The organism is Brevundimonas sp. FG8 (assembly GCF_057808845.1).
Genome location: NZ_JBMDIU010000008.1, coordinates 17,170 through 40,412 on the forward strand (window position 1 = coordinate 17,170; position 23,243 = coordinate 40,412).

The 23,243-nt window shown below is 67.4% G+C and carries 24 protein-coding genes and 1 tRNA gene; 18 read left to right on the forward strand and 7 right to left on the reverse strand.

Annotated features, from left to right (window positions below):
* The first annotated feature begins 28 nt into the window (after positions 1-28).
* Positions 29-1,042: a hypothetical protein gene (locus ACODRV_RS13165; protein WP_141625537.1), complete on the forward strand. Its 1,014-nt coding sequence runs from the start codon at positions 29-31 to the stop codon at positions 1,040-1,042.
* A gap of 12 nt (positions 1,043-1,054) precedes the next feature.
* Here the strand turns inward: ACODRV_RS13165 and ACODRV_RS13170 are convergent, their stop codons facing one another.
* Positions 1,055-1,432, reverse strand: a complete 378-nt coding sequence (locus tag ACODRV_RS13170; protein WP_141625538.1) for a hypothetical protein — start codon at positions 1,430-1,432, stop codon at positions 1,055-1,057.
* Between the two features lie 113 nt (positions 1,433-1,545).
* On the opposite strand from ACODRV_RS13170, the gene ACODRV_RS13175 reads away from it, so the two are divergent.
* Genes ACODRV_RS13175 through ACODRV_RS13185 form a run of 3 tightly spaced genes read left to right on the forward strand, consistent with a single transcriptional unit; the run spans position 1,546 to position 3,037 of the window.
* Positions 1,546-1,887 (forward strand): ArsR/SmtB family transcription factor, encoded by a 342-nt coding sequence (locus tag ACODRV_RS13175; RefSeq protein WP_488908620.1) that lies wholly within the window; start codon positions 1,546-1,548, stop codon positions 1,885-1,887.
* Positions 1,887-2,381, forward strand: coding sequence for an SRPBCC domain-containing protein (locus ACODRV_RS13180; RefSeq protein ID WP_488908621.1), 495 nt, complete (start codon positions 1,887-1,889; stop codon positions 2,379-2,381). The genes ACODRV_RS13175 and ACODRV_RS13180 overlap by 1 nt, the downstream gene beginning before the upstream one ends.
* The gene (locus tag ACODRV_RS13185) at positions 2,381-3,037 is read left to right on the forward strand and encodes a glutathione S-transferase family protein (RefSeq protein WP_488908622.1); all 657 of its coding nucleotides are present in this window, start codon (positions 2,381-2,383) and stop codon (positions 3,035-3,037) included. The genes ACODRV_RS13180 and ACODRV_RS13185 overlap by 1 nt, the downstream gene beginning before the upstream one ends.
* On the opposite strand, the gene ACODRV_RS13190 is transcribed toward ACODRV_RS13185, so the two are convergent.
* Positions 3,034-3,504 (reverse strand): PaaI family thioesterase, encoded by a 471-nt coding sequence (locus ACODRV_RS13190; RefSeq protein WP_141625542.1) that lies wholly within the window; start codon positions 3,502-3,504, stop codon positions 3,034-3,036. The genes ACODRV_RS13185 and ACODRV_RS13190 overlap by 4 nt on opposite strands.
* Before the next feature lie 115 nt (positions 3,505-3,619).
* On the opposite strand from ACODRV_RS13190, the gene ACODRV_RS13195 reads away from it, so the two are divergent.
* Positions 3,620-3,946 (forward strand): TFIIB-type zinc ribbon-containing protein, encoded by a 327-nt coding sequence (locus ACODRV_RS13195; protein ID WP_141625543.1) that lies wholly within the window; start codon positions 3,620-3,622, stop codon positions 3,944-3,946.
* Positions 3,947-3,970: 24 nt separating this feature from the next.
* Here the strand turns inward: ACODRV_RS13195 and ACODRV_RS13200 are convergent, their stop codons facing one another.
* Positions 3,971-5,686 (reverse strand): hypothetical protein, encoded by a 1,716-nt coding sequence (locus ACODRV_RS13200; RefSeq protein ID WP_488908623.1) that lies wholly within the window; start codon positions 5,684-5,686, stop codon positions 3,971-3,973.
* Between the two features lie 176 nt (positions 5,687-5,862).
* Between ACODRV_RS13200 and chvI the strand changes: the two genes are divergently transcribed.
* The 5 genes from chvI (at position 5,863) to ACODRV_RS13225 (ending at position 9,364) form a co-directional block, all read left to right on the forward strand.
* Positions 5,863-6,567, forward strand: a complete 705-nt coding sequence (gene chvI / locus ACODRV_RS13205; protein ID WP_141625545.1) for a two-component response regulator ChvI — start codon at positions 5,863-5,865, stop codon at positions 6,565-6,567.
* Positions 6,536-8,173, forward strand: coding sequence for a two-component sensor histidine kinase ChvG (gene chvG / locus ACODRV_RS13210; protein WP_488908624.1), 1,638 nt, complete (start codon positions 6,536-6,538; stop codon positions 8,171-8,173). Before chvI ends, chvG begins: the two co-directional genes overlap by 32 nt.
* The gene (locus ACODRV_RS13215; protein ID WP_488908625.1) at positions 8,170-8,595 is read left to right on the forward strand and encodes an HPr kinase/phosphorylase; all 426 of its coding nucleotides are present in this window, start codon (positions 8,170-8,172) and stop codon (positions 8,593-8,595) included. The genes chvG and ACODRV_RS13215 overlap by 4 nt, the downstream gene beginning before the upstream one ends.
* Positions 8,596-8,684: 89 nt before the next feature.
* Positions 8,685-9,089 carry a PTS sugar transporter subunit IIA gene (locus ACODRV_RS13220; RefSeq protein WP_141625548.1) on the forward strand — a complete coding sequence of 135 codons (405 nt, stop codon included), beginning with the start codon at positions 8,685-8,687 and terminating at the stop codon, positions 9,087-9,089.
* Positions 9,086-9,364 (forward strand): HPr family phosphocarrier protein, encoded by a 279-nt coding sequence (locus tag ACODRV_RS13225; protein ID WP_141625549.1) that lies wholly within the window; start codon positions 9,086-9,088, stop codon positions 9,362-9,364. The genes ACODRV_RS13220 and ACODRV_RS13225 overlap by 4 nt, the downstream gene beginning before the upstream one ends.
* 9 nt (positions 9,365-9,373) lie before the next feature.
* Here ACODRV_RS13225 and trhO read toward each other — a convergent pair whose 3' ends face one another.
* Positions 9,374-10,312 carry an oxygen-dependent tRNA uridine(34) hydroxylase TrhO gene (gene trhO, locus ACODRV_RS13230; protein ID WP_488908626.1) on the reverse strand — a complete coding sequence of 313 codons (939 nt, stop codon included), beginning with the start codon at positions 10,310-10,312 and terminating at the stop codon, positions 9,374-9,376.
* Between the two features lie 52 nt (positions 10,313-10,364).
* Positions 10,365-10,440, reverse strand: a tRNA-Ala gene (locus ACODRV_RS13235).
* A 171-nt stretch (positions 10,441-10,611) separates the two neighbouring features.
* On the opposite strand from ACODRV_RS13235, the gene ACODRV_RS13240 reads away from it, so the two are divergent.
* The 5 genes from ACODRV_RS13240 (at position 10,612) to hisS (ending at position 15,353) form a co-directional block, all read left to right on the forward strand.
* A complete protein-coding gene (locus tag ACODRV_RS13240) occupies positions 10,612-10,929 on the forward strand; it encodes a YggT family protein (protein WP_141625556.1) in 318 nt (105 codons plus the stop codon).
* 128 nt (positions 10,930-11,057) lie between these two features.
* Positions 11,058-11,936, forward strand: a complete 879-nt coding sequence (locus tag ACODRV_RS13245) for a 3-hydroxybutyryl-CoA dehydrogenase (RefSeq protein WP_141625557.1) — start codon at positions 11,058-11,060, stop codon at positions 11,934-11,936.
* A complete protein-coding gene (locus ACODRV_RS13250) occupies positions 11,933-12,514 on the forward strand; it encodes a phthalate transporter (protein WP_488908627.1) in 582 nt (193 codons plus the stop codon). The genes ACODRV_RS13245 and ACODRV_RS13250 overlap by 4 nt, the downstream gene beginning before the upstream one ends.
* Before the next feature lie 74 nt (positions 12,515-12,588).
* Complete coding sequence (locus ACODRV_RS13255; RefSeq protein WP_488908628.1) at positions 12,589-13,836, forward strand: DUF418 domain-containing protein; 1,248 nt, start codon at positions 12,589-12,591, stop codon at positions 13,834-13,836.
* A 38-nt stretch (positions 13,837-13,874) separates the two neighbouring features.
* Positions 13,875-15,353, forward strand: coding sequence for a histidine--tRNA ligase (hisS, locus tag ACODRV_RS13260; protein ID WP_141625560.1), 1,479 nt, complete (start codon positions 13,875-13,877; stop codon positions 15,351-15,353).
* 419 nt (positions 15,354-15,772) lie between these two features.
* Here hisS and ACODRV_RS13265 read toward each other — a convergent pair whose 3' ends face one another.
* Positions 15,773-17,908 carry a M13 family metallopeptidase gene (locus tag ACODRV_RS13265; protein ID WP_488908629.1) on the reverse strand — a complete coding sequence of 712 codons (2,136 nt, stop codon included), beginning with the start codon at positions 17,906-17,908 and terminating at the stop codon, positions 15,773-15,775.
* Positions 17,909-18,063: 155 nt separating this feature from the next.
* Between ACODRV_RS13265 and ACODRV_RS13270 the strand changes: the two genes are divergently transcribed.
* Together ACODRV_RS13270 and ACODRV_RS13275 are read left to right on the forward strand one after the other, a co-directional pair.
* Positions 18,064-19,923: a cation:proton antiporter domain-containing protein gene (locus ACODRV_RS13270; RefSeq protein ID WP_488908630.1), complete on the forward strand. Its 1,860-nt coding sequence runs from the start codon at positions 18,064-18,066 to the stop codon at positions 19,921-19,923.
* A gap of 192 nt (positions 19,924-20,115) precedes the next feature.
* Positions 20,116-20,781, forward strand: coding sequence for a TetR/AcrR family transcriptional regulator (locus ACODRV_RS13275; protein ID WP_141625563.1), 666 nt, complete (start codon positions 20,116-20,118; stop codon positions 20,779-20,781).
* 165 nt (positions 20,782-20,946) lie between these two features.
* Here the strand turns inward: ACODRV_RS13275 and ACODRV_RS13280 are convergent, their stop codons facing one another.
* Entirely contained in the window at positions 20,947-22,065 is a 1,119-nt protein-coding gene (locus ACODRV_RS13280; RefSeq protein ID WP_488908631.1) for a Rieske 2Fe-2S domain-containing protein, read from the reverse strand.
* Between the two features lie 115 nt (positions 22,066-22,180).
* Between ACODRV_RS13280 and ACODRV_RS13285 the strand changes: the two genes are divergently transcribed.
* Positions 22,181-23,122: an alpha/beta fold hydrolase gene (locus ACODRV_RS13285; protein WP_488908632.1), complete on the forward strand. Its 942-nt coding sequence runs from the start codon at positions 22,181-22,183 to the stop codon at positions 23,120-23,122.
* Positions 23,123-23,243: the final 121 nt, after the last annotated feature.

The following is a 23,243-nucleotide window of genomic DNA, read 5'->3' on the forward strand; positions in this document are numbered from 1 at the left end:
GCGCGTCGGCCACGGCGCGGGAGGCGGTATGACGGACAACAAGACCCCCGAAGCGAACGGTGCCCCGATCAACGGACAGGCCCGGCCCGAGCCCTACCGGCGCGCCGTGACCTGGGGTCGTCCGCCCGAGACGGTTTTCCGTGCAGGGCCGCTTCCGTCCGGCGGCGTATCCCTCGCGCAGCCGCCGGCGTCGGCGCCGCGACCAGTTGTGACGCCCCCCGCCGCCCAACCGGTCGCCCCGCACCGCCCCTCGGCCATTCTGAGCGGCTCCCTGATCCCGCGCGCTGCGCCGCAAGGGGCCGCTCCCCAGGCCCGGCCGGCGCCCGCGACGCCGGTCGATCCCGATGCGCCGCGCTTCGTCGTGCCGGATGCGCCGCTGGTTCCGGCCGAGCCGGACCTGACGGTCAGGCCGCTGCCGGAGCCCGAGCCGCTTCCGGAGCCGGTAGTTGAGACGCCTCCCCCCGTTCACACGGCTTCGGCCGCGGAGCCTGTCGTCGCGGCTGTGCCGGATGCCGCCGCGCCACGGCACGAGCCCAAGGCGCTTTCGCGAGCGCGACCGGGTGGACGCGCGCCGCTGTTTGCAGGCGCAGCTATCGCGATCCTTGCCGTCGCCGCCGCCGGTTGGTGGCTCCTTGGGCGGTCGCCGGAGGCCGCCGCTCCGGCTGGGGCTCCTGTCATCAATGCGCCTGCCGAAAGTCCGGTCGAGGCGTCGGCGGTTCCGGATGCTCCGGCTGTGGCGCAGACCGTTGAGCAACCGACGTCTGCAGCTGAAACGCCTTCGCCTGTGACGCCCGCCCCCGTCGCGCCGACTGTCGCTCCGGCTCCCGCCTCTCGCGCGGCCGCGCCAGCCGTGACCACGCCTGCACCGACGCCGATGCGTCCGACGCCCGTTCCGGTTGAGCCGACGCCCGCGCCGCCTGCTGTGGTGGTGACCGCTCCGCCTATCGAGCAGGCGCCGGCCAGTCCGCCTCCGACCGCCGCCGAGCGGCCGTCGAGCGATCCGGACGCGCCGATCACGACGCGCCCACAGAGACTCGACTGATCCGGCTGGGCCTCAGCGCAGGGTGATGTAGCCGCGTTCCACCATCCGGCGCAGACCTTCATAGACCTCGGCCAGTTCTTCATAGGCGATCCGCGCCGCGGTCAGGCGCGCCACTTGGTCCGCCGTGGCCGGGGCTCCGGATTCGGACTGGCGCAGTCCCTCTGACACCCACTTGCCCCGGGCGGTGGCGGTCATGACCGCCAGTCTCTGGAAGGTCGCGGGGTCCAGCGCGGGGACCATCTGGCCCAGCACTTCGCGGTTGGCGATGAAGGCCGAGTAGTCGATCTGCTCCAGCAGGCCGCGCAGGCGGCGCTGTTCCTGCGGATCGATGTCCTGCGGCTCGAAATGGTCTCTTTGCCGACGATAGCTGCCGGTCTGCATGGTCGACATCGCGCTTCTCCCAACACGATCGGGTCTGAAGCCTGCGCTGCGTCGATTAACGGGGCGTTGCACTGATGGCGGGAGACGCTTGCCATCGCCGCTTCGGGGGGATACTTAAGTCCATGCTTCAGTATCAGGAACCGCTTGATCTCGCCTTCCAGGCTCTGTCGGATCCGACCCGCAGGCGGATGGTCGAGCGGCTGTCGGCGGGGCCGGTGTCGGTCAGCGCCTTGGCCGATCCCCTTCCGATGTCGTTGTCGGCCGTGATGCAGCATCTGAAAATCCTTGAGGCGGCGGGGCTCGTTCGCTCCGAAAAGGTCGGACGTGTCCGCACCTGCCGGGTCGAGCCCGATGCGCTGACCGCCGCCGAACGCTGGCTGAACGCCCGGCGCCAGTCCGTCGAGCGCAGCCTCGACCGGCTGGGCGTCTTTCTGGACGAGACCAAACCCGAGGAGGACTTGTGATGACCGCTGAAACCCCGAGTGTCGCCCATGGAACTTTCGTCCTGAAGCGCCGCTATGACGCCGCCGCTGAGCGGGTGTTCCGTGCCTGGGCCGATCCGATCTCCTTCCGCCGCTGGTTTGTCGAGGCGCCGGGCGCGACGGTTCATGAGTGGCGGCATGACTTCCGCGTGGGCGGGAGGGGTGGCGGTCGCTATCGTTTCGGAGGACCCGAGAATGTTGATGGCTTCAACGACACCCTCTTTCTGGACATCGTGGAGAACCGTCGGATCATCCTCAGCTACGTCATGGGCACGGAGGTCGGCGGTGAACGGACGAGGTCTTCGGCCTCGCAGGCGACCATCGAACTGGTTGCGGACGGCGCGGGCGTGCTGCTGACCTACACCGAGCAAGGCGCCTATTTCGGAGAGGACGGAGCCGCCCACATCCCGCTTCGCGAGGAGGGGTGTGCGCAGATGCTGGAAAACCTCGCCCGATTTCTGGAGGGCGTCGCCTGATGTCCCTGATCCTGTGGTCTCACCCTTATTCCGGCTACGGCCAGAAGACGGCCGTCGCCCTGTATGAGCTGGGCCTTCCGTTCGAACTGAAGCTGGTCGACGGCTCGCCGGAGGTCATGGACGGTTTCCTCGCCGTCTCCCCTTTCGCCAAGATGCCGACCCTGATCGACACGGCGGCGGGCCGGACGGTGATCGAGTCCAGCATCGTGATCGAGTATCTCGACCGGCTGGCGGGCGCAGGGCGGTTGATCCCGGATGACCCCGAAGCGGCGCTCGAGGCGCGCTTCATCGACCGGGTCCTGGACACCTACGTCGGCGGCAACATGAACCGGATCGTGTTCAATCGTCTGGGCCGGGCGGGCGGGCCGAACGAGACGGCGATGGCGCAGGACGCGAAGGAGCTTGAGACCGCCTGGGACATGCTGGAGACCAGGCTGGCCGATGGCCGCACCTGGGGCGCGGGCGAGAGCTTCACCCTGGCCGACTGCGCGGCGGCGCCCCTGATGACCTATGCGCGACGGCTGGTTCCGTTCGGCGACAGGCCACGGATCAGAGCCTGGCACGCGCGGTTGATGGCGCGGCCGTCCTTCTTGCGGGCGCTGGAGGACGCCGCTCCGTTCGGTGACCTGATGCCGGCGCCTCCGCCGGAAGATTAAGGCCGGGGCTGAAGGACCATCAGAGTCGACTGGCCGTGAGCCAGAAGACGACCTTCGCTGTCCTTGATCGTCGCCTCGGCGGTAATGATCTGACGTCCGACGTTGATGACCCGGCCCTCGCAGACGACCTTGCCGGTCTGGACCGTGATCGGTCGGGTGAAGTTGGTCTGGGTCGAGATCGAGGTATAGCCCACGCCCGCAGGCAGGGTGGAGTGGGCCGCGCAGCCGGTGGCGCTGTCGATCAGCGTCAGGGCCCAGCCGCCGTGCACCATGCCCTGCGGGTTCAGGATGTGCGGCCCGGTGTGTCCTTCAAAGATCGCGATACCTTCGCTGACCTCAGTCAGCGCGAAGGACATGGTTTCCCCGATGGTCGCGGGCGGTATGCGACCGTCGAGAACGGCTTGCAACAGTTCGATGCCGGGCATGCGGCCCATGGCCTCGGCGGTTGATTTGGGGAGGTCGGTCATGGCCTGACTGTGGGGAGTGTCGCCGGGCCCCGCAAGCACGCGGCGGATCGCCGCGCGGGGGTTACCGCAACGGCGCCCGGCACGTAGCTGTTGATGGAAACGCGAGGAGACCTGCATGCCGCTTCTGATGTGCCCCAATGACAACGCCGCGATGCAGACGCTGGAGCGCGGCGGCGTCCAATTCGACATGTGCCCGACCTGCCGGGGCGTCTGGCTGGACCGCGGCGAGCTTGAAAAACTGATGGAGTCCGCCACCGCCGAAGGCCGCGCCTCCGCCCCGCAGGTCGCGCCTGCTCCGGCGCCTCAGCCCCAGTACCCGCCGCAACAGGCCCAGCAGCCATGGGGCGGTCAGCCCGGCTATCGCGACGACCGCTACCGTCGGGACGACGAGTACCGGTACAAAAAGAAGAAGCGTGACAGTATCTTCGACATCTTCGACTGAGGCCGCTTCGGCTTGAAGTGATGCTCAGGCGGCCAGCCCGGCCGCCTTCATCAGTGTCTTCAGCGGCGCCAGCGTTTCGGGCGCGGCCGCGAGCGCGGCGCGGGCCTCCGGCGCGCGGAACAGCTTGATCGCCTCGGCCTTGGCCCGATCCGCCGCCGGACCGAGCGGAGCGGTTTCGCCCGCCGCCATTCGCAGCAGGACCGACAGCTTCTGCGGTGGCGGGGCCGGCGAGCGGGCCAGCTGGCTGACGATACGGGCTTCGGCTTCGATCACGCCGCCGACCAAGCCGATGGCGACGGTGACGTCCCCCTCGTCTTTGTCCGACAGACCACAAAGTCGCGCGGCCCGTTGCAGGTTCGCCAGTACGCCCAGCTTCTGGGCCACGGTCTGGCCGTTGGACTGGCGCATCTCGGTTTCAAAGCGCAGGGAACCGACGGAGGCGGACAGCCACCGCGCGGCGGCGCGCTTGTTGGCGACCCCGGTCACGTTCTCGCACAGCCGGGTCAGGGCCTCGGCCTCGCAAAGGGCTGTGCTGCAGGTCCTCATGAAGGCGCCGACGAAATCGGCGGTGACCAGCGCCTTGGAGCGCTCATTGAAGGCGTTCTGCACCTCTTCCAGGGTCAGCAGCCGGCCCGCCGTCGCCGTCAGGCCTGTGGCGAGGGTGCGCAGAATGTCGATCTCGCCCGCCGCATCGCTGGGGCGCAGGCGACGGGGGCTCATCAGTTCGCGCAGGACCATCCGCGCCAGGGCGGCGGACAACAGGGGCAGTTCCGCGCTCTGGATACGCTCGCCCAGCCGCGCAGCCGGACCTTCGACTGCAGGAATCTGCAACGCCATGCGGGGGTCCTGGCGGATCAGCAGTTCGACCTCGCGCGGCGCCACCATCCGGACGACCGCCGCCATGGCGGCTCCCTGATCCAGCGACGGACCCAGAATGTCGGTCAGGCCGCCCCGCGACCCCAGCATTTCGCAGAGAATCTGTTCGATCGGCACCAGCACCATCGCCCGGGGCTGGCCGTCGCTCGGCGCCTGGTCGGCGAGGTCCATGAGCCTGGCCAATCGCGCGCGGCCGTCCTTCAGCCCGGTCAGGGCTGCGGCGATCACCCCGCCCATGATGAAGGCGCGGTCGTTCTGGCCTTCCAGCCGGTGGGCGAGGTCCGCCAGCGAGTGATGCTCGAGGCTGGGGAAGCGGGTCTTGCGCCCCGCCGTCACCAGGCGCTCGATGGCGACGTCCGACAGCCGTTGATAGTGCCGGACCAGATCGTGAACCGGCTTCCCGTCCGCCTGCGCCTCGGGGACGGCGACCTTCTGGATCGCGTGTTGCAATTCGACGCCGGACGCATCCAGCCGCTCCGCCATGTCCGGGCGGTGCAGCAGTTCGAAGGCGGTCACGCCTTGCCTTTGCAGCCAGTCCTCCAGCACGCGCCCGATCTGTTCACGGGCCATGGGCGCATAGAGGTCATAGGGCGTGGCGCAGCGCGGGCCGGCGTCATCGTCTGTCGTGGTGCGCCGGGTCTGCACCTCGGGAACACCCTTGGTCATCAGGGTGACGCTGTTGAACTCCATGGTGTCGGGGTCCAGCGTTTCCTTGGTCACCCGGACGGCGGCCGCGTAGCCGTCACGCAGCAGGTCCTCCGCCGTGTCGATGGCGTGGGCGCGGTGCTCGGTCGCGATCTCGAGGGCCCACGGCGACGGCGCGGTCCTCCGGATATAGACTTCGTAGTGGATCGGGCCGGCCATCGAGCGCTCGCGTAATTCGCCCGGATCTTGCCCCCGGAGACTTTAAGGGCGGGTTTCATTGCGGATTTGTACGGACCGGCCCATCTTTTGCGCCGTAATCTAACCGCGATGACATAGAACGGTTACGCTTGCCGTGCGTTGAAGGCGCGGAAGACCGGACTGCAAGGAGAGCCGACTTGGCCAATATTACCCTGGTGGACGACGACGAGAACATCGTGGCGTCGGTTTCGCTGGCGCTCGAGAGCCACGGCCACAAGATCACCGCCTATCACGACGGCGCCTCTGGCCTGGAAGCGCTCGAGACGTCGCCGCCCGACCTCGCGATCCTCGATGTGAAGATGCCGCGCATGGACGGGATGGAGGTGCTGCGTCGCCTGCGTCAGACCTCGCAAATTCCGGTCATCATGCTGACCTCGAAGGACGAGGAGATTGACGAAATCCTCGGCTTCAACCTCGGGGCGGACGACTACATCCACAAGCCGTTCAGCCAGCGCCTGCTGATCGAACGGGTGAAGGCCTTGCTGCGCCGGACGGGCGTGGACGGCGGCGAGCCTGAGCCGGCCGGCGAGAACTCGAACAAGGCCATCAAGCGCGGCAAGCTGAGCATGGACCCGGCCCGCCACGAGAGCACATGGGACGGCAAGCCGGTGAAGCTGACGGTCACCGAGTTTCTGCTGCTGCAGGCGCTGGCCCAGCGTCCCGGCTTCGTGAAGAGCCGCGATAACCTGATGGACGCCGCTTACGACGATCAGGTCTATGTTGATGACCGCACCATCGACAGCCACGTGAAGCGCATGCGCAAGAAGTTCCGGGTCGTCGATCCCGAGTTCGACGCGATCGAGACCCTGTATGGCGTCGGATACCGTTACCGCGAGAGCTGAGCCCGACGTGGCGTCCCCGAGCGGCTCCCGCCGACCCAAGCGGTTTGGCGGGTCGCGGCTCGGCGGCCTCATTCTGGCGCTCAACCTCCTCAGCCTGCTGATTCTTTTCGTCGGCGCCCTGGCGCTGAACGAGTGGCAGCGTGGGCTGATCGAGGCGCGTCAGGAAACGTTGAAAGCCCAGGCCGAAATGCTGGTGCGAGTGCTGGGCGAGCCCCAGATCGGCGTCACGCGCGGATCGCCGGTTCCCTACCTCGACTCCATCGAGGCCAGTCGGTGGCTGCGCGACAACTTCATCCCCGAAGGCCAGCGGGCGCGGTTGTTCGACGTCGACGGCATCCCCGTCGCAGACAGCTATGAAGTCACGGAAGCGATCCCGGGGCGTCCCCTGCCGCCGGCCCGCCCGGCCGGAACGCCGGAGGCGACGCCGGACGCCAAGGTCATCGCCGGGACCACCCGCAAGCAGGAGCAGGCCCGCCTCGCATTGGCGGCCGAGGTCGAGGGCGCGCTGGAAGGGCAGACGCAGGCGCAGGTCCGCCTGTCCGAGACGGGAGATCGCGTGGTCTCCGTCTCAACGCCCGTACGCCATGTGCAGCAGGTGCTGGGCGTGCTGACGCTGGAGGCCGGGGATGTCGACGAGACCGTCGGCGCCCAGCGGCGGGCCCTGATGCCTTTCGCCCTTGTGGCGCTGGCGGTGAACCTGCTCGGTTCGCTGCTGCTGCACCTGTTCGTGGCCCGGCCGGTCATGCGCCTGTCCGCCGCCGCCGACGAAGTGCGGTTGCAACGCGCGCGGGCCATTTCCCTGCCGGATCTGGAGGGTCGTAAGGATGAAATCGGCGATCTGGCGCGGTCGCTGGAATCCATGACCGAGACCCTGTCCGCGCGGATGGACGCCATCGAAGCCTTCGCCGCGGACGTCAGTCACGAGATCAAGAACCCCCTGACCTCGATCCGGTCGGCGCTGGAGACCCTTCCGCTGGTCAAGACCGAGGCCCAGCGCGAGAAGCTGACCGCACTGCTGCAACAGGACGTCCGGCGTCTGGATCGTCTGATCACCGACATCTCCAACGCCTCGCGGCTGGATGCCGAGTTGAACCGGGATCGCCCGCGGATGGTGAATCTGACCAGCCTGCTGACCGACATCGTCAGCGTCTATGAGGCGGGTCGGAAGCCGGGCGAGGCGCGCGTGGTCTTCACCCCGCCAGCCGGGGAGGATGCGCTGATCGTCGGTCGGGACGGTCCCCTGGGGCAGGTCTTCCGCAATCTGGTCGACAACGCCCGATCTTTCAGCCCGCCTGACGGCGAGGTCCGGCTTATCCTGAAGCGCGATGATCTGGACGCCCGTCCGATCCGTGTCCTGATCGAGGACGACGGCCCCGGTATTCCGCCCGAGAATCTGGAGACGGTGTTCGAGCGTTTCTACACCTCCCGCCCGCGCGGCACGGCCTTCGGCGCCAACTCGGGCCTGGGTCTGTCGATTGTGCGCCAGATTGTCGAGGCGCACGGCGGCACGGTCCGGGCCGAGAATCGGCCGGGTGAGGACGGTCCCGCCGGTGCGCGCTTCGAGGTCGCCTTGCCCGTGGCCGCTCCGCCCGCGCGACGCGCGTGAGTTCACCTCTGCACGCCACCGTGGTCGCTCGATGGTTTTCGGGGCAGGGCTGGCGCGCGGTGGCGCTCCGGGGGGCGTCCGGCGTCGGAAAAAGCGATCTGGCCCTGCGTCTGGTCGGCGCGGGCTGGCGTCTGGTCGCCGATGACTACGCCCACCTCTTCGCTTCGGGGGATGGGCTCTACGCCTGTCCGCCGGACAGAATTCGGGGGCGGATCGAGGTGCGGGGTGTGGGAATTCTGCCGATCCCGACGCTTGATATCGCGCGGGTGGTTCTGGTCCTGGATCTGGCCGCGGGACCGGTAGAACGGCTGCCGGAACACGAAACGGCGACGATTTGCGGCGTCGTTCTTCCACTCCTGTGGCTCGATCCGCGAGAGGCGTCGGCGGGCGAAAAGGTCGCGGCGGCGATCGCCCGACTTTAACCCGGCGCGGACTTGGGCTATTCCGCGCGGCTTGCGGTCAGCTCAGGGAGCGGCCGGAACGCGGGGGCGTAAGTCTTGGTGAAGCCTTCATGATCGGGCTGGTGATCGTCACCCACGGGGGTCTGGCCTCCGAATTCCTGTCGGCGATGGAGCATGTCGTGGGCCCGCAGCGCGGGGTCGCGGCCATCTGCATCGGCCCTGAAGACGACATGGAACGCCGTCGTCGCGACATCGTCGACGCCGCGCGCGCAGTCGATGACGGCGAGGGCGTGATTCTGCTGACCGACATGTTCGGTGGCACCCCGTCCAACCTGGCCATTTCGGTCATGGAAGAGACCCATGCCGAGGTCATCGCGGGTCTGAACCTGCCGATGCTGATCAAGCTGGCCAGCGTGCGCGGTCGCGAGCCGTTGGAATCCTGCGTCGCTCACGCCCAGGACGCCGGGCGCAAATACATCTCCGTCGCCAGCTGGGTCCTTCAGGGCGAGAAATGACCGACACCGTCAACGCCACCGTCGGCATCTGCAACCAGCGCGGACTGCACGCCCGCGCCTCGGCCAAATTCGTCAAGCTTGCGTCCAGCTTCGAGAGCGAAATCCGGGTCACCCGGGACGGTGTCACCGTCAACGCCCTGTCGATCATGGGCCTGCTGATGCTGGGTGCGGGCAACGGCTGTGATGTTCACATCGAGGCCGAGGGGTCTGACGCCGCCGAGGCTGTAGAGGCCCTGTCCGATCTGGTGAACCGCAAGTTCGACGAGGACCAGTAGCGTCGGGTTTCAGGTCTGTCGGGGCGGCGCCGCGCCGACGTGGTCCAGCCCCCGGCTTTCGGCGATCTCCATCTGACGCGCCCGTTCACGCGCGCCGGCCTTCTGCGCCTCCGAGCGGGTGTCGTGGCAGCGATCGCAGCTGACGCCCTCGACATAGTGGGGTGACGTTCGCCCCTCCGCACTGACCGGCATCCGACAGCCCCGGCAAAGGGTGTGGGTTCCCTCCGTCAGGCCGTGACCGACGGCGACCCGTTCGTCGAAGACGAAGCACTCGCCCCGCCACAGGCTTTCCGGCTCCGGCACGGTCTCGAGATACTTCAGGATGCCGCCTTCCAGATGGAAGACGTCCTCGATTCCTTCTGACTTGAGGAAGGCGGTCGACTTCTCGCAGCGGATGCCGCCGGTGCAGTACATGGCGACCTTCGGCGGGTTGGGGCGCTCAAACAGGGCGCGGCCCTCGGTCCGGAACCAGTCGGGAAAGTCACGGAAGGTGCGGGTATTGGGCTGGATCGCGCCTACGAACGCGCCCACGGCGCCTTCGTAGTCATTGCGGGTGTCGATCACGATAGTGTCCGGGTCCGCGATCAGGGCGTTCCATCGGGCAGGCGTGACATAGGTTCCCGCATTGGCCGCAGGGTCGAGGCCCGGCTCGCCCATGGTCACGATCTCGGCCTTGATGCGGACCTTCATACGATAGAAGGGCATGGCGTCGGCGGTGGCGAATTTGATCTCCAGCGTGTCGAAGCCGGGCAGGGCGCGGATGCCGTCCAGCACGCGCTCAACGGCTTCGGGCGGACCCGCGATGGTGCCGTTCAGCCCCTCGTGAGCCACCAGCAGGATGCCGCGCACGTCCGGTGCGCACAGGTCGCGCAGCCGCGCCTGTACGGCCTCGCGGTCGTCGATGCGCGCGAACCGGTAGAGGGCGGCGATGCGTACAGGCTGGGTCATCTGGTGATCGGGACCATCGGTCCTGTCCTGTCTTCCACCCCGCGAGACGGGATGGTGGAGCCGAGGGGAGTCGAACCCCTGACCTCGTCATTGCGAACGACGCGCTCTACCAACTGAGCTACGGCCCCCCAAACCCCACGGGATCGTCGGGTGCAGGCGAGCGGGCGACATACGAGCGGCGGGCCGGTGGTGTCAACCGGTCGCATGCGCGTAGGGCCGCCGGGCGACGGAAATGTTGGCGATAGAGCGCCGGTCCCGCTAGAAGCGCGGATCAACTGACGGCTGGAGCGTTCCGCGGCATGGCGGCGATCATCGAGTTTCTGTTCTTCATCATCGAGACGCTGCTGCGCCTGTTCGTGCTGGCGCTGATCGTCAACGCCGTCCTGAGCTGGCTGTTCGCGTTCGACGTGATCAACCACCGGAACCGCTTCGTGTCCTCGCTGGCGATGGCGCTGGACCGGATCGTCGGCCCCGTGCTGGCTCCGCTGCGGCGGATCATCCCGTCGCTGGGCGGCATCGACATCACGCCGATCATCGCCTGGATCCTGATCACCGGCGTCCAGACCTATCTGCTGCCCGCCTCCAAGGCCGCGCTGTTGAGCCTGGTTCCTTACTGACCGGCGCGGCGCGGAGGTCACGCCTGTCAGTCTTCGCGGCTGACTCGACGTTCCGCGCTTGCACCGTTCGGCGACCGTCCTAAGGTGCCCGCCCACGGGGCCGCTGGCCTGACAGACGACCGGACTACATGACCACGATCAAGACAGTCGCCATCATCGGCGCGGGCCAGATGGGCGCGGGTATCGCCCAGACGGTGGCCGCGGGCGGCTATGACGTGAAGCTTTACGATGCGGCCGGCGACCGCGTGCCGCAGGCGCTGGGCGCGATCGCGGCCAGCCTGTCGCGCCAGATCGGTCGCGGACTGACGACCCAGGCCGACGCCGACGCCGCGCTGTCGCGCATCACCGCCACCTCTTCTCTGGCCGAGGCCGCCAAGGCTGATCTGGTGATTGAAGCCGCCGTCGAGGACGAGGTCGTCAAGAAGGCGATCCTGCTGGACCTCGTGCCGCATCTGGGCGCGGACACCCTGCTGGCGTCCAACACCTCGTCGATCTCGATCACCCGTCTGGCCTCGACCACGGATCGCCCCGAGCGGTTCATCGGCCTTCACTTCATGAAGCCGGCGCCGGTAATGAAGCTGGTGGAGATCATCCGGGGCATCGCCACCTCGGCGGAGACCTATGAGACCGCGGTCGCCTTCGCGGAATCGCTGGGCAAGACCACCACCAATGCCGAGGACTTCCCCGCCTTCATCGTGAACCGGATTCTGGTCCCGATGGTCAACGAGGCGATCTACACCCTGTACGAGGGCGTCGGGAACGTCTCGTCGATCGACAAGGCGCTGAAGCTCGGCGCCAACCATCCGATGGGGCCGCTGGAACTGGCCGACTTCATGGGGCTGGATGTCGTTCTGGCGATCATGAACGTGCTCTACGACGGGTTGGCGGACAGCAAATATCGCCCCTGTCCGCTGCTGGTGAAGTACGTCGAGGCCGGCTGGCTGGGCCGCAAGTCGGGCCGGGGCTTTTATGACTATTCCGGCGAAACGCCGGTTCCGACCCGATGATCTCCCGCTTCGAAAAGCCCGAGACCTTCCCGGGCCAGCAACGCGTGGCCTGGCGCAAGGAGCCGCAGCGGACGGTGCTGGCGGTCGTCGCGGCGGTCTTCTGGCCCCCGCTGTGGATCACGCTGGCGATCTGGAGACCGCATAACTGGATGCCGGGTCTCGAGATGGACTGGCGGCTGCAGTTGTTCATCCTTGGCCTGATCGGGGTGCCGGCGATCCTCTGGTTGCTGGCGCGAGAGCGCAGGCGGTCGGGACGACCGGCGACCCGGCTGGGCGTCGTCTGGCGCTTCATGTTCTACGGCGGCCTGATGGCGGTCATCCTGGCCGCCCTGTTCGCGGTCTGGCAGCTGGTTCTGCAGTGGATCAACGCCGCCAACGTGGGCGAGGGCGTGGGCAGCAGCGAGACGACCCTGCTGATATACGGCGTGGCGGGCATGCCCTTCGCGGCGGTGATCGGCGTGGCCTACGCCCTGTGGGCGGGCCTGTGTGTGGCCTTCATCGCCTTCTCGCCCCAGCCGGAGGTGCGGGATCGCCTCGGCGTCATGGGCCGCGACCTGTATCGCGACGGGGCCGCCTGAAACCTTACGGCGAATTGGTTTGACGGCGTCCGGTCGCGCGGCGACTTTCCCGGCCCTACTCGCGGGAGCAAGTCATGACCGCCACAGACGTCGGTTCCAGCGCGCGGCTCGCGCCGATCGCGGTCAAGGACCGCATCTTCACCCTGGACATGCTGCGGGGTCTGGCGATCCTGGGCATTCTGGGTGTCAACGCCATGGCTTTCGCCTGGCCGATGGCGCTGGAGATGGACCCGACCCTGCCGCCGATGTGGGCGCACGACACCGCGAACATAGCGGCGGAGTGGGCAAAGGATGTCTTCTTCCAGGACAAGTTTCGCTCGCTGTTCTCGATGCTGTTCGGGGTGTCGATCTTCCTGATCGGCGGCGAGCGGTTCGATGAGGCGCGGGGCCGCCTGTTGTGGCGGCGCTTGCTCTGGCTGGGGCTGTTCGGCCTGATCCACGGGTTCGCCCTGTGGTTCGGCGACATCCTGCTGCACTACGCCTACAGCGGCATGCTGGTGATGATGGCCCGGTCCTGGTCGGCCAGGCGGCTGCTCTGGACGGGGGCGGCGCTGAACGCCGTCTTCGCCGTGCTTTCGGTCGGCTCCGCCTTGCTGGCGGGCCTGATGGCGGGCGATGCGCAGGCCGCGCAGGGCGGCAATCCCTTCGCCACGACGCCAGAGCAGCTGACGGCGATCATCCAGGCCTATCAGGCGGGCTGGCCGGGCGCGCAGATCGAGAACCTGAGGGCGGCGGTCTTCCTGCAGTTGATGAGCCTGACGCTCGTTCCGATCACGGCGGGGCTGATGATGCTTGGGCTCGGCCTGTTCAAGTCGGGTTTCCTGACCGGGCGCTCGCCGACATGGGTCTATGTCCTGCTGTTGCTGATCGGAGGCGCCAATCTGGCGGCCTTCGGCTGGTACGACTGGCAGTTCTACGCCGCCCCGCACGGGACCCCGGACCCGACGAAGGGGCTGGCCGGGGTGCTGGGCAGCTTCGCGCCGCTGATCACCCTAGCCTATGTCAGCCTGCTGATCCTGATGACCCGGTTCGGGCTGAAGGTCGTCACCGGCGTTTTGGCGCCGGTGGGGCGGATGGCCTTCACCAACTACCTGACCCAGACCCTGATCATGGCGACCCTGTTCTACATGCCTTGGGGGCTGCACTGGTTCGGAACCGTGCCGCCCGCGCAGCTGTGGCTGGTGGTTGGCGGCGTCTGGATCGCCCAACTGATCTGGTCGCCCCTGTGGTTGTCGGTGTTCACCATGGGGCCGCTGGAGTGGCTGTGGCGCTGCCTGACCTATGGCCGGGCGGTGCCTCTTTTGAAGCGCGAGGCCGCCTGATCGTTGCTCGCGCGCGGCCTTTGGCTTAAGCGCGCGGCATGACCGACAACGCTCCCATCCGCCCCGAAGCCCGCAATCCCCGTGGGTTCGCCGACCGCCGCGGTCGCGATCTCGTCGCCGAGCGCCGACTCGTGCATCGGGTGTCGGAAGTCTATGAGCGCTGGGGTTTCGAGCCGCTGGAGACGCCAGCCTTTGAATATGTCGACGCCCTCGGCAAATTCCTGCCCGATACGGACCGTCCGAACGAGGGCGTGCTGGCGCTTCAGGACGACGATGATCAGTGGATGGCCCTGCGCTATGACCTGACGGCGCCGCTGGCCCGCTTCGCGGCGCAGAACTGGGAGACCCTTCCCAAGCCGTTCCGCCGCTATGCCTTCGGGCCCGTCTGGCGCAACGAGAAGCCAGGGCCGGGCCGCTTCCGCGAGTTCGTCCAGTGTGACGCCGACACCGTGGGGTCGGATCGCCCGGAGGCCGACGCCGAGATCATCGCCATGGCCTGCGAGGGCCTGCGGGCCGCCGGTCTGGCGCCGGGCCAGGCGGTCATCCGTGTCTCGAACCGCAAGCTGTTCGACGGCCTGTTCGAGGCCGGCGGCGTGACCGATCCGGTCCAGAAGCTTACCGCCCTGCGAGCCATCGACAAGTTCGACCGTCTGGGTTGGGAAGGCGTCGCCGCCCTGCTGGGCGAGGGGCGTCTGGATGAATCCGGCGACTACACCAAGGGGGCGCAGCTGCCGTTGGCGGTGGCCTCGACCATCGAAGCCTTCCTCGCCTCGGCGGGTGACGCCGCCCTGGGCCGGGCGGAGACGCTGGAGGCCGTGGCGCGGGCGGGCGGGCTGGGCGCCGTCGGCGAGGGGGCGTTGGAGGAACTGGCGGCCGTCGACAGCGCCCTGAACGCCATGAAGGTCGGGCAGGACGCCGTCCGCTTCGACCCGACCATCGTGCGGGGGCTGGAGTACTACACCGGCGCCGTGTTCGAGGCCGAATTGCTGCTGGAAACGACCGACGAGAGGGGCCGCGCCGTGCGCTTCGGTTCCATCGGCGGCGGCGGTCGCTATGACGACCTGGTGGCCCGCTTCACCGGCGAGCGTCTGCCGTCGACGGGCTTCTCGTTCGGCGTCTCGCGCCTGGCCTCGGCCCTGCGCGCGGCGGGGCGCGGCGACGAGGATGCCATGCGCGGCCCGGTGGTCGTGATCGTCTTCTCCGAGGCCGACATGCAGCACTACCTCGACGCGGTGTCCGAGCTGCGCAATGCCGGGATCGCCGCTGAGCTCTATCTCGGCAAGGCGGGGCTGAAGGCCCAGATGAAGTACGCGGATAGGCGGGGCGCGCCCGCCGCCATCATCCTCGGCGGGGACGAGATCGCGGCCGGAACCGTTACGGTCAAGGATCTCGACGCGGGTCGCGCCGCCGCGGCCGGAGTGGCCGACAACGAGGCCTGGAAGGCCGAGCGGCCGGGCCAGCGGGTCGTTCCTCGCGGTGAACTTGTGGCCACGGTCCGGCGTATCGTCGGTCACTGACGCACAGCTGCGTGAGTTATCGCTGATAACAAAGGAAAAATCCCTGACGGCGTCAGGGTCTTGATTGACTTGGGACGGGAATTGTCGTCTTTCTGACGCACTCGGGAAGCGCAGCGTTTCGACGCAGCTGCAGCCCGGAGGCGTTTCGGGGAGGAAACGTCCGCTCGACAAGAGCGAAAGAAAGCCCGCCGCGATGTATCCCCCGCGGCGGGCTTTTTTATTGTCTCATACTCGGTGGCGCTAGCGCTTGCGACGCGGTCGCTCGCTGCTCGAGCGCGCTCCGTCACCGCTGCCTCACGGTCAGCCTGCACCAAGCGCCAGGCCGCGTCGGATCGGGAAGGCGGAGCCTTCTGACCGCAGCCAAACAAAAAAGGCCGGAGCGTGCGCTCCGGCCTTTCTGTCTTTTCAGCGCGATCCGCTTACCAGATGCGGACGCGGTCTTCCGGAGCCAGGTAGTATTTCGTGCCCGGCTGAACGCCGAAGGCGTCGTACCAGGCGTCGACGTTACGGACCGGGCCGATAACCCGGAACTCGGCCGGGCTGTGCGGATCGGTGGCGATCTGGTTGCGAAGGGCGTCGTCGCGGTACTTCGACTGCCAGACCTGGGCCCAGCCGTAGAAGAAGCGTTGGTCGCCTGTCGTGCCGTCCAGCACCGGCGCCGGGCGACCGCCCAGCGACAGGTGGTAGGCTTCCAGACCCACGGCCACGCCGGCGGCGTCGCCGATGTTCTCGCCCATGGTCAGGCCGCCCTGGACATGGAATCCCGGGATCGGCTCGAACTGGTCGTACTGGGCGCCCAGGCGGGTGGTCAGGGCGTCGAAATTCGCCTTATCCGCGGGGGTCCACCAGTTCCGGAGCACGCCGTCGCCGTCGGACTTGGAGCCCTGGTCGTCGAAGCCGTGGCCGATCTCGTGACCGATCACGCCGCCGATGCCGCCGTAGTTGACGGCCGGGTCCGCGTCCGGATCGAAGAACGGCGCCTGCAGGATGGCGGCCGGGAAGACGATCTCGTTATTGGCGGAGTTGTAGTAGGCGTTGACGGTCTGCGGGGTCATGCCCCACTCGTCCTTGTCCACCGGCTGGTTCAGGCGGTTCAGCTGGTACTGCCATTGGAACAGGCCCGCGCGCTCGCCGTTGCCGAACAGGTCGTCCGGGCGGATTTCCAGCGCCGAGTAATCACGCCACTTGTTCGGATAGCCGATCTTGACGGTGAACTTGGCCAGCTTCTCCTGCGCGGCGGCGCGGGTTTCCGGGCCCATCCAGGTCAGGTTGTCGATGCGATGGGACAGGGCCAGACGCAGGTTGGAGACCAGTTCTTCCATCTTGGCCTTGGACTCGGCGGGGAAGTACTCGGCGACGTACTGGCGGCCGACGGCCTCGCCCAGCATGCCCTCGGCGAAGCTGATGCCGCGCTTGTCGCGCGGACGCTGGGCCGGCTGGCCGTTCAGGTCACGCGAGCGGAACTCCCACTGGGCGTCCGAGAAGCGTTGCGACAGGCGGGGAGCCGCGTCGTCAACGGTGTGGAAGGCCTGCCAGGCTTGAATCACCGACATCGGCGTCTCGGCATAGATGGCCGCGATCTTCGGCATCGCGGTGTCCTGCCGGACGATCAGGCGCGGGACTTCGCCCACCCCGACAGCGTTGTAGTAGGCCTGCCACGGGAAGCCGGGCGCCTCGGACGCCAGCTGGCTGATGGTGTACTCATTGTAGGTCTCGTCGCGGTTGCGGTTCTGGATCGGGGTCCAGTGCGCCTCGGCGATTTTGGTCTCGAAGGCGACGATGTCGGCCGCGGCCTGTTCAGGGTTGGCCCAGCCGATCATGCCCAGCATGCGCGCCACATAGGCCTGATACAGCACCTTCTTCTCGGCCCAGCGCGTTTCCAGATAGTAGTCGCGATTCGGAAGGCCGATGCCCGACTGGCCGGTCGAGACGACGTAGCGGGTCGGCGCCTTCTGGTCGATGGTGATTCCGGTGCCGAAGATGGAAGCGCCGATGCGGCCCTGGCTGGACCCCATCAGGACGGCCATCTTGTCGTGGGTGTCCGCCGCCTGGATGGCGGCGAGATAGGGCTGCAGCGGTTGCGCGTCCAGCGCCTCGATGCGGGCCACGTCCATGTAGGAGCGGTAGGCGTCGGCGATCTTCTGCTCGTCCGAACCCGGCGTCAGGTCCGAGCGGGCGACCAGTTCGTCGATCATTTCCTTGACGCGGTTGTCGGACAGTTCGCGCAGCAGGTTGAAGGAGCCGTAGGAGGTGCGGTCCGACGGAATCTGCAGTCGGTCATAGGCGGCGCCGTTGGCGTAGCGGAAGAAGCTGTCGCCCGGGTTCACCGAGGTGTCGCGACCGTTGAGGTCGAAGCCCCAGGTTCCGTAGCGCGGGGCCACGGTGCCTTGATAGCCCTGAACAGCGGCGCCCTGGGTCGGCGCCTGGAAGAGTTCGAAGACGGTGCAGGCCTCATCGATACAGGCGTGGTCGTCAGTGTCGGTCCAGGACTGGGCCTGGGCGGCGGCGGGCAGGAGCAGCGCCCCGAGGGCGGCGCCGATAAGCAGCTTCTTCATGCGTGGGTTTCCGGACTTCTTTTCACCAACCTTAAAGGGGCGGCGCGGACCCTACGCCCGCCTCAGAAGCTGTCGCCTGAATTATTTGTCATGAATCGACGGAAACCCGGACATGGCGGCGTTTCAGCCTGTAGGCTGAACCGTACGGAGGGCGAATGACTCATCACGGCGGTGGCGGCGAGTACAAGGACCTTCTGGTCTTCCTGGCGGCGGCCGGGGTGGTGGTTCCGCTCTTCAACCGGTTCAGGATCAGCCCCGTTCTGGGCTTTCTGGCGGCCGGGGTTCTGCTCGGGCCGGACGGTCTGGCGCGTTTCGCGGATGCGGTTCCATGGCTGGGCTGGCTGACGATTTCGGACGCCAACCAGTTGCGCGCCCTTTCGGAACTGGGCGTCGCCTTCCTGCTGTTCATGATCGGTCTGGAGCTGTCGTGGGAGCGGCTGAAGGCGATGCGCCGCATGGTGTTCGGTCTGGGGCTCAGCCAGGTCGCGGTCTGCACGGTCGGGCTGGCGGCGGTCTTCATGCTGATGGGGCAGCCGCTGGTGTCCTCGGCGGTGCTGGGCATGGGGCTGGCCCTGTCCTCGACCGCCGTGGTCATGCCGGTGCTGGCCGAGCGGGGGCGACTGAGCGGCGCATCGGGCCGGACGACCTTCTCGGTCCTGCTGGCGCAGGATCTGGCTGTCGCGCCGATCCTGATCACCGTTACGGTTCTGGCGGCGCTGGCGCAGAGCGGGGCGACCAATGGGGGAGAGTTCGATCCGGCGGTGCTGCGGCCGGCCCTGTTCACCCTCGTGCCTGCCGCCATCGGTCTGGGGCTTCTCGTGGTGCTGGGGCGGCTGGTGCTGCGGCCGCTGTTCCGGTCGGTGGCGAAGACCCAGACAGGCGGGCGCGGGCAGGAAATGTTCGTCGCGGCCTGTCTGCTGGTCGTCGTCGGCGCGGGCCTGGGCGCGCAGGCGGCCGGGCTGTCGATGAGTCTCGGCGCGCTGGTCGCGGGCCTTCTGCTGGCCGAGACCGAGTTCCGGCGGGCGATCGAGGTGTCCATCGAGCCGTTCAAGGGGCTGTTGCTCGGCGTCTTCTTCGTGGGAGTCGGCATCGGGCTGGATCTGGACGCGGTCGCGGCCGATCCGGTGGCGGTCTTCGGGCTGGCGATTCTGCTGACCCTGTTCAAGGCCGGTCTGATCTACGGGACGGCGCGGCTGTGGGGCGTGAAAAATCGTACCGCGATCGAGACCGCATTGGTGCTGGGCCCTGCGGGGGAGTTCGCCTTCGTCATTCTGGGGGCCGGTCTGGTCGAAGGCATCGCCTCGCCGGGGTTCACCGGGACGGTGATGCTGGCCGCGACGATAAGTATATTTACTGTCCCTCTGATGGCGATGTTTGCGGATCGTCTTGCGAACAAAGTGGCGCCAACTCAACCCGATCTTGCGCCCGAGGCGATGCATATCCCTTCGGTCGAGGGGCAGGTTCTGGTCGTCGGCTTCGGACGGGTTGGTCGGCTGGTCGGAGAATTACTGGCCGAACACGGACAGAAATTCGTGGCCGTGGACGCCAACGCCTCGACCGTTTCGAAGGGGCGCTCCGAGGGATCAAATGTCTTCTACGGCGATGCGGGCAACGTCGACATGCTTCAGCGGTGCGGGATCGCAAAGGCCCGCGCCATGGTGGTTACAATGGATTCTCCCGCAAAAGTTGATGAGGTCGTGTCGGCGGCGAGGTCGCTGCGCCCGGACCTGATCCTGATCGCCCGCGCCCGGGATTCGAAGCACGCGGAAAGATTGTATCGACTGGGCGTCACCGACGCGGTTCCGGAAACCACCGAGGCCAGCCTGCAGTTGGCGGAGAACACCTTGGTCGACCTGGGTGTGCCCATGGGGCTGGTCCTGGCGTCCATTCACGAGCGCCGGGACAGGTTCAGGAAACTGTTCCAGGACGCCATGCCCGAAAGTAAAGGGGAGCGCCTCCCGAGGGCGCTCAGGTCAACAAATCGTCGTCAGGGCGCGACGGAGCAGCAAAGCTGAACCGTTAACCGAGCAACGAGTCTGGCTGTTAACCTGTGCACCCAAATTTGGTCATCGTTGCGTGATGAGTGCGCACCTTCGCCGGACAATGGTCTGGCGGAGGGCGCGCTTCCCCGCGTCTGAATCCCGCCCTTGAGGCGTTTTTTCGTGCCGGCGGTCCTCCCCCGCTGCTTAGTCGAGTAACCGTTTTTCATGCGAGATATCGCCCTGAGCTCCGTCCAGACCGCCTCCGATAGCGAGGCTGAAGCCCCCCGCCTCAACCGCCGCCAGGCCGCCAAGGTCCGCACCCGCCAGAAGGTTCTGGACGCCGCCCGCGCGCTCTTCGCCGAGCGCGGCTATGAGCCCGCCACCATCCGGGACATCGCCAAGGGCGCCGGTATGTCGACCGGCGCCGTGTTCGCCAACTTCCAGGACAAGGCCGAGCTGTTCGAAGCCGTTCTGGCCGAGGACATGGGCCGTCTGGCCGACTCGCTGAAGGCCGCCGTGGCCGCCGAGAGCGATCTGCGCAGCCGTCTGCTGGCCGCCCTGACCGCCGCCTATCACGCCCAGCTGGAGCATCTGCCGCTGGTTCAGGCCGTGGTCGCCCGCTCGTGGTTCCAGCCGGTCGCCGCCGAGATGCGCAGCCGCGCCGCCCTGCGTCCGGTCACCGGCATCATCGCCGAAGTGATCCAGACCGGTGTTCGTGAGGGCGAACTGGGGCAAGACACCGACGTGCGCCTGCTCAGCGAGCTGGTCTATGTCGCCTACGTCGGCAACTACCGCTTCGCCGCCTACGACAACTGGGGCATCGAGCAACTGACGGCCCAAATCGGCAAGCAGATCGACCTGATCCTCGCCGGCGTGATCTCGCGACAATAGCAAGGGCCGCGGACCATCGGCCCTTCGGGACCTGCCGACCCGACGCGGCCTGGTGCTTCGCGCACATCTGATTGATTGAAGGCCGCAGCATCCGCTGCGGCCTTTGTCATTTCGCTCAAGCCGCGAACGGCCGCGTCGTGAGGGATGGCGCTCTTTGGAAGCGCTTCAGCTTTTCCAGCGTAGCGTCGTCGCCTTGACCGGGTTCTCGAAGGAACGACCCTCGGCGCGGCTTCTCGCCCATTCGCGCTTCAGCTGCTGGTACCATTTGGCCTGCTTGTCGGCGTCGTCGATCCAGATCAGCACCGGGTCGTAGCGCAGGCCCTCGTTCTGCAGGTTCACCATGCCGCCGTCCTGCTTCAGGAAGGCGACCACGCCCATGCGCAGGAAGGGGCGGATCAGGTCGAAAATCCAGTGGTCGGACCAGAATATCTGGGTGATTCGGGTCTTTGTCTCGGTGACCGGGGTCAGGCAGGTCAGGGCCAGCACCTGTTTCGGGCCGACCTGGATATGCTCCCAGCGATAGCCGGGCAGACGGAAGGTGATCTCGGTCGCCGGGGCCCCGCCCAGAATCCTGTAGGCGCGGCTGTTCGATGACGGGGCGTGACGCACCATCGAGAAGCCCAGCTCGCGCGGTTCGAAGGCCTTGGCCTTCTCGTGCATCGAATGCTCGGAGCGCCACCACCATTGCTGATGGACGAAGGGGCCGTGGGCGGGGTCCATCAGGCCGACGACGGCGTGGTCGATGTGGCTGTCGAAGTCCATCCACTCGACCAGCTTGGCCTCGCCGGTCGCGCCCGGGAAGACCGGCGGCTCGTGATCCGGCTCACCGCCGAGGCGGGCGTCGGCGCTGACCCAGACGAAGACCATCCCCTGGCTCTCGCGGACGGGATAGGCGCGCACCTTGATCCGGTCAGCCTCGAACGCCTGATCCTCGACCAGTGACGGGATGCTGGCGCAGACGCCATCGGGCCGGAAGCGCCAGCCGTGATAGGGGCACTCGACCGTTTCGCCCTCGCCAGGCTTGGTCACGACCCGCCCCGCCGACAGGGGCGCGGCGCGGTGTGGGCAGATGTCGCGCATGGCGAAGATCTTGCCCGCCTTCGTCCGGCCGATCAGAACGGGTTCGCCCAACAGTTCATGGCGCTTCAGCGATTCCGGCTTCACGTCGCGCGACAGGGCGACGAAATACCAGGTGTCCAGCACGAAGCCTTTGCCGAAGGCGGTCGGCGGGGCCTTGGCCTCGGGTGTTCTTGGAGAAACCGGAGCGGGATCGGCGAGGGTCATGGTTTCTCTTTAGCGCCGCCGGAACGGGAAGTCTTGACCGCGCGCATCCAATCACGCCCCCTGTGCCGACTAACCGACAATGGCGGGTGATCGGCCCGCCCAAGGGGGAAACGCCATGAAGACCATGACCGCCATCGCCGCCTGCCTTCTGATGGGTCTCGCCACGCCCGCGCTCGCCCAGGAACACGGCGCGCATGCCGCCCACGGCGACCAGCACGGCCACCGCCATGCAGACTTCGAATCCGGTCGCTTCCACGTCCGGGTGGACGGGCCGGAGCATCCGGTGGGCGACATCATCCTGATCCCGGGCCTCAGCTCCTCGCCGGAGGTCTGGGACGGCCTGACAGATCAGCTGAAGGATCGCTACCGCATCCACCGAATCCATGTTCAGGGCTTCGCCGGCGCGCCGGCCGAGGACAATGCGACGGGCCCGGTCGCGGCGCCGGTGGCCGAGGACCTGGCGCGCTATATCGCCGAGCAGGGCCTGAACAAGCCGACCGTCATCGGTCACTCCATGGGCGGCACGATGGGCATGATGCTGGCGGCGCGCCACCCGGACAGCGTCGGCAAGCTGATGGTCGTGGACATGATCCCCTTCATGGGGGCCATGTTCGCCGCGCCGGGCGTCAATCCGACCGTGGAGAGCGTCACCCCGGCCGTGAACCAGTTCACCGCCATGAGCGCGGGGATGAGCGACGAGCAGTATCGCGCCCGCGCCGCCGCCACCGTCACCGGCATGATCAGGACCGAAAGCCTGCGCGCCGGTCCGCTCGAGGACGCCGCAACCAGCGACCGAGCGACCTCGCAGAACGCCTACCGTGAGCTGTTGCTGACCGACCTTCGTCCGGAGCTGGCCCGCATCACCGCGCCGGTCGAGGTTCTGTATGTCGCCTTCGAGGTTCCCGGCATGACGGCGGAGTTCACCGACAACATCTACCGCATGTCCTACGCCACCCTGCCGGGCGTTCAGCTGAAGCGGATCGACAACAGCGCCCACTTCATCATGCTGGACCAGCCCGCCGCCTTCGCCGCCGAGGTGAACGCGTTTTTAGAATAGGGCCCGGTAAGGTCATCCTTTCGGCGGAAATCGCCTTCACGGTCCTGTGAAGACAGGTTCTGGATTTCCGTGCACCGTCTGATCGGCTAAGGCCGGTTGGACGGGTTGGGTGAGGTTATAG

What these genes read in the sequence shown, in the direction of transcription:
- ACODRV_RS13265 (WP_488908629.1), bottom strand. Translation starts at nt 17,908, where the DNA reads ATGAAGAAGCTGCTTATCGGCGCCGCCCTCGGGGCGCTGCTCCTGCCC.
- ACODRV_RS13285 (WP_488908632.1), top strand. Translation starts at nt 22,181, where the DNA reads ATGAAGACCATGACCGCCATCGCCGCCTGCCTTCTGATGGGTCTCGCC.
- ACODRV_RS13165 (WP_141625537.1), top strand. Translation starts at nt 29, where the DNA reads ATGACGGACAACAAGACCCCCGAAGCGAACGGTGCCCCGATCAACGGA.
- ACODRV_RS13175 (WP_488908620.1), top strand. Translation starts at nt 1,546, where the DNA reads ATGCTTCAGTATCAGGAACCGCTTGATCTCGCCTTCCAGGCTCTGTCG.
- trhO (WP_488908626.1), bottom strand. Translation starts at nt 10,312, where the DNA reads ATGACCCAGCCTGTACGCATCGCCGCCCTCTACCGGTTCGCGCGCATC.
- ACODRV_RS13225 (WP_141625549.1), top strand. Translation starts at nt 9,086, where the DNA reads ATGACCGACACCGTCAACGCCACCGTCGGCATCTGCAACCAGCGCGGA.
- ACODRV_RS13170 (WP_141625538.1), bottom strand. Translation starts at nt 1,432, where the DNA reads ATGTCGACCATGCAGACCGGCAGCTATCGTCGGCAAAGAGACCATTTC.
- ACODRV_RS13270 (WP_488908630.1), top strand. Translation starts at nt 18,064, where the DNA reads ATGACTCATCACGGCGGTGGCGGCGAGTACAAGGACCTTCTGGTCTTC.
- ACODRV_RS13195 (WP_141625543.1), top strand. Translation starts at nt 3,620, where the DNA reads ATGCCGCTTCTGATGTGCCCCAATGACAACGCCGCGATGCAGACGCTG.
- ACODRV_RS13255 (WP_488908628.1), top strand. Translation starts at nt 12,589, where the DNA reads ATGACCGCCACAGACGTCGGTTCCAGCGCGCGGCTCGCGCCGATCGCG.
- ACODRV_RS13275 (WP_141625563.1), top strand. Translation starts at nt 20,116, where the DNA reads ATGCGAGATATCGCCCTGAGCTCCGTCCAGACCGCCTCCGATAGCGAG.
- ACODRV_RS13245 (WP_141625557.1), top strand. Translation starts at nt 11,058, where the DNA reads ATGACCACGATCAAGACAGTCGCCATCATCGGCGCGGGCCAGATGGGC.
- ACODRV_RS13200 (WP_488908623.1), bottom strand. Translation starts at nt 5,686, where the DNA reads ATGGCCGGCCCGATCCACTACGAAGTCTATATCCGGAGGACCGCGCCG.
- hisS (WP_141625560.1), top strand. Translation starts at nt 13,875, where the DNA reads ATGACCGACAACGCTCCCATCCGCCCCGAAGCCCGCAATCCCCGTGGG.
- ACODRV_RS13185 (WP_488908622.1), top strand. Translation starts at nt 2,381, where the DNA reads ATGTCCCTGATCCTGTGGTCTCACCCTTATTCCGGCTACGGCCAGAAG.
- ACODRV_RS13220 (WP_141625548.1), top strand. Translation starts at nt 8,685, where the DNA reads ATGATCGGGCTGGTGATCGTCACCCACGGGGGTCTGGCCTCCGAATTC.
- ACODRV_RS13280 (WP_488908631.1), bottom strand. Translation starts at nt 22,065, where the DNA reads ATGACCCTCGCCGATCCCGCTCCGGTTTCTCCAAGAACACCCGAGGCC.
- chvG (WP_488908624.1), top strand. Translation starts at nt 6,536, where the DNA reads ATGGCGTCGGATACCGTTACCGCGAGAGCTGAGCCCGACGTGGCGTCC.
- ACODRV_RS13190 (WP_141625542.1), bottom strand. Translation starts at nt 3,504, where the DNA reads ATGACCGACCTCCCCAAATCAACCGCCGAGGCCATGGGCCGCATGCCC.
- ACODRV_RS13180 (WP_488908621.1), top strand. Translation starts at nt 1,887, where the DNA reads ATGACCGCTGAAACCCCGAGTGTCGCCCATGGAACTTTCGTCCTGAAG.
- ACODRV_RS13250 (WP_488908627.1), top strand. Translation starts at nt 11,933, where the DNA reads ATGATCTCCCGCTTCGAAAAGCCCGAGACCTTCCCGGGCCAGCAACGC.
- ACODRV_RS13240 (WP_141625556.1), top strand. Translation starts at nt 10,612, where the DNA reads ATGGCGGCGATCATCGAGTTTCTGTTCTTCATCATCGAGACGCTGCTG.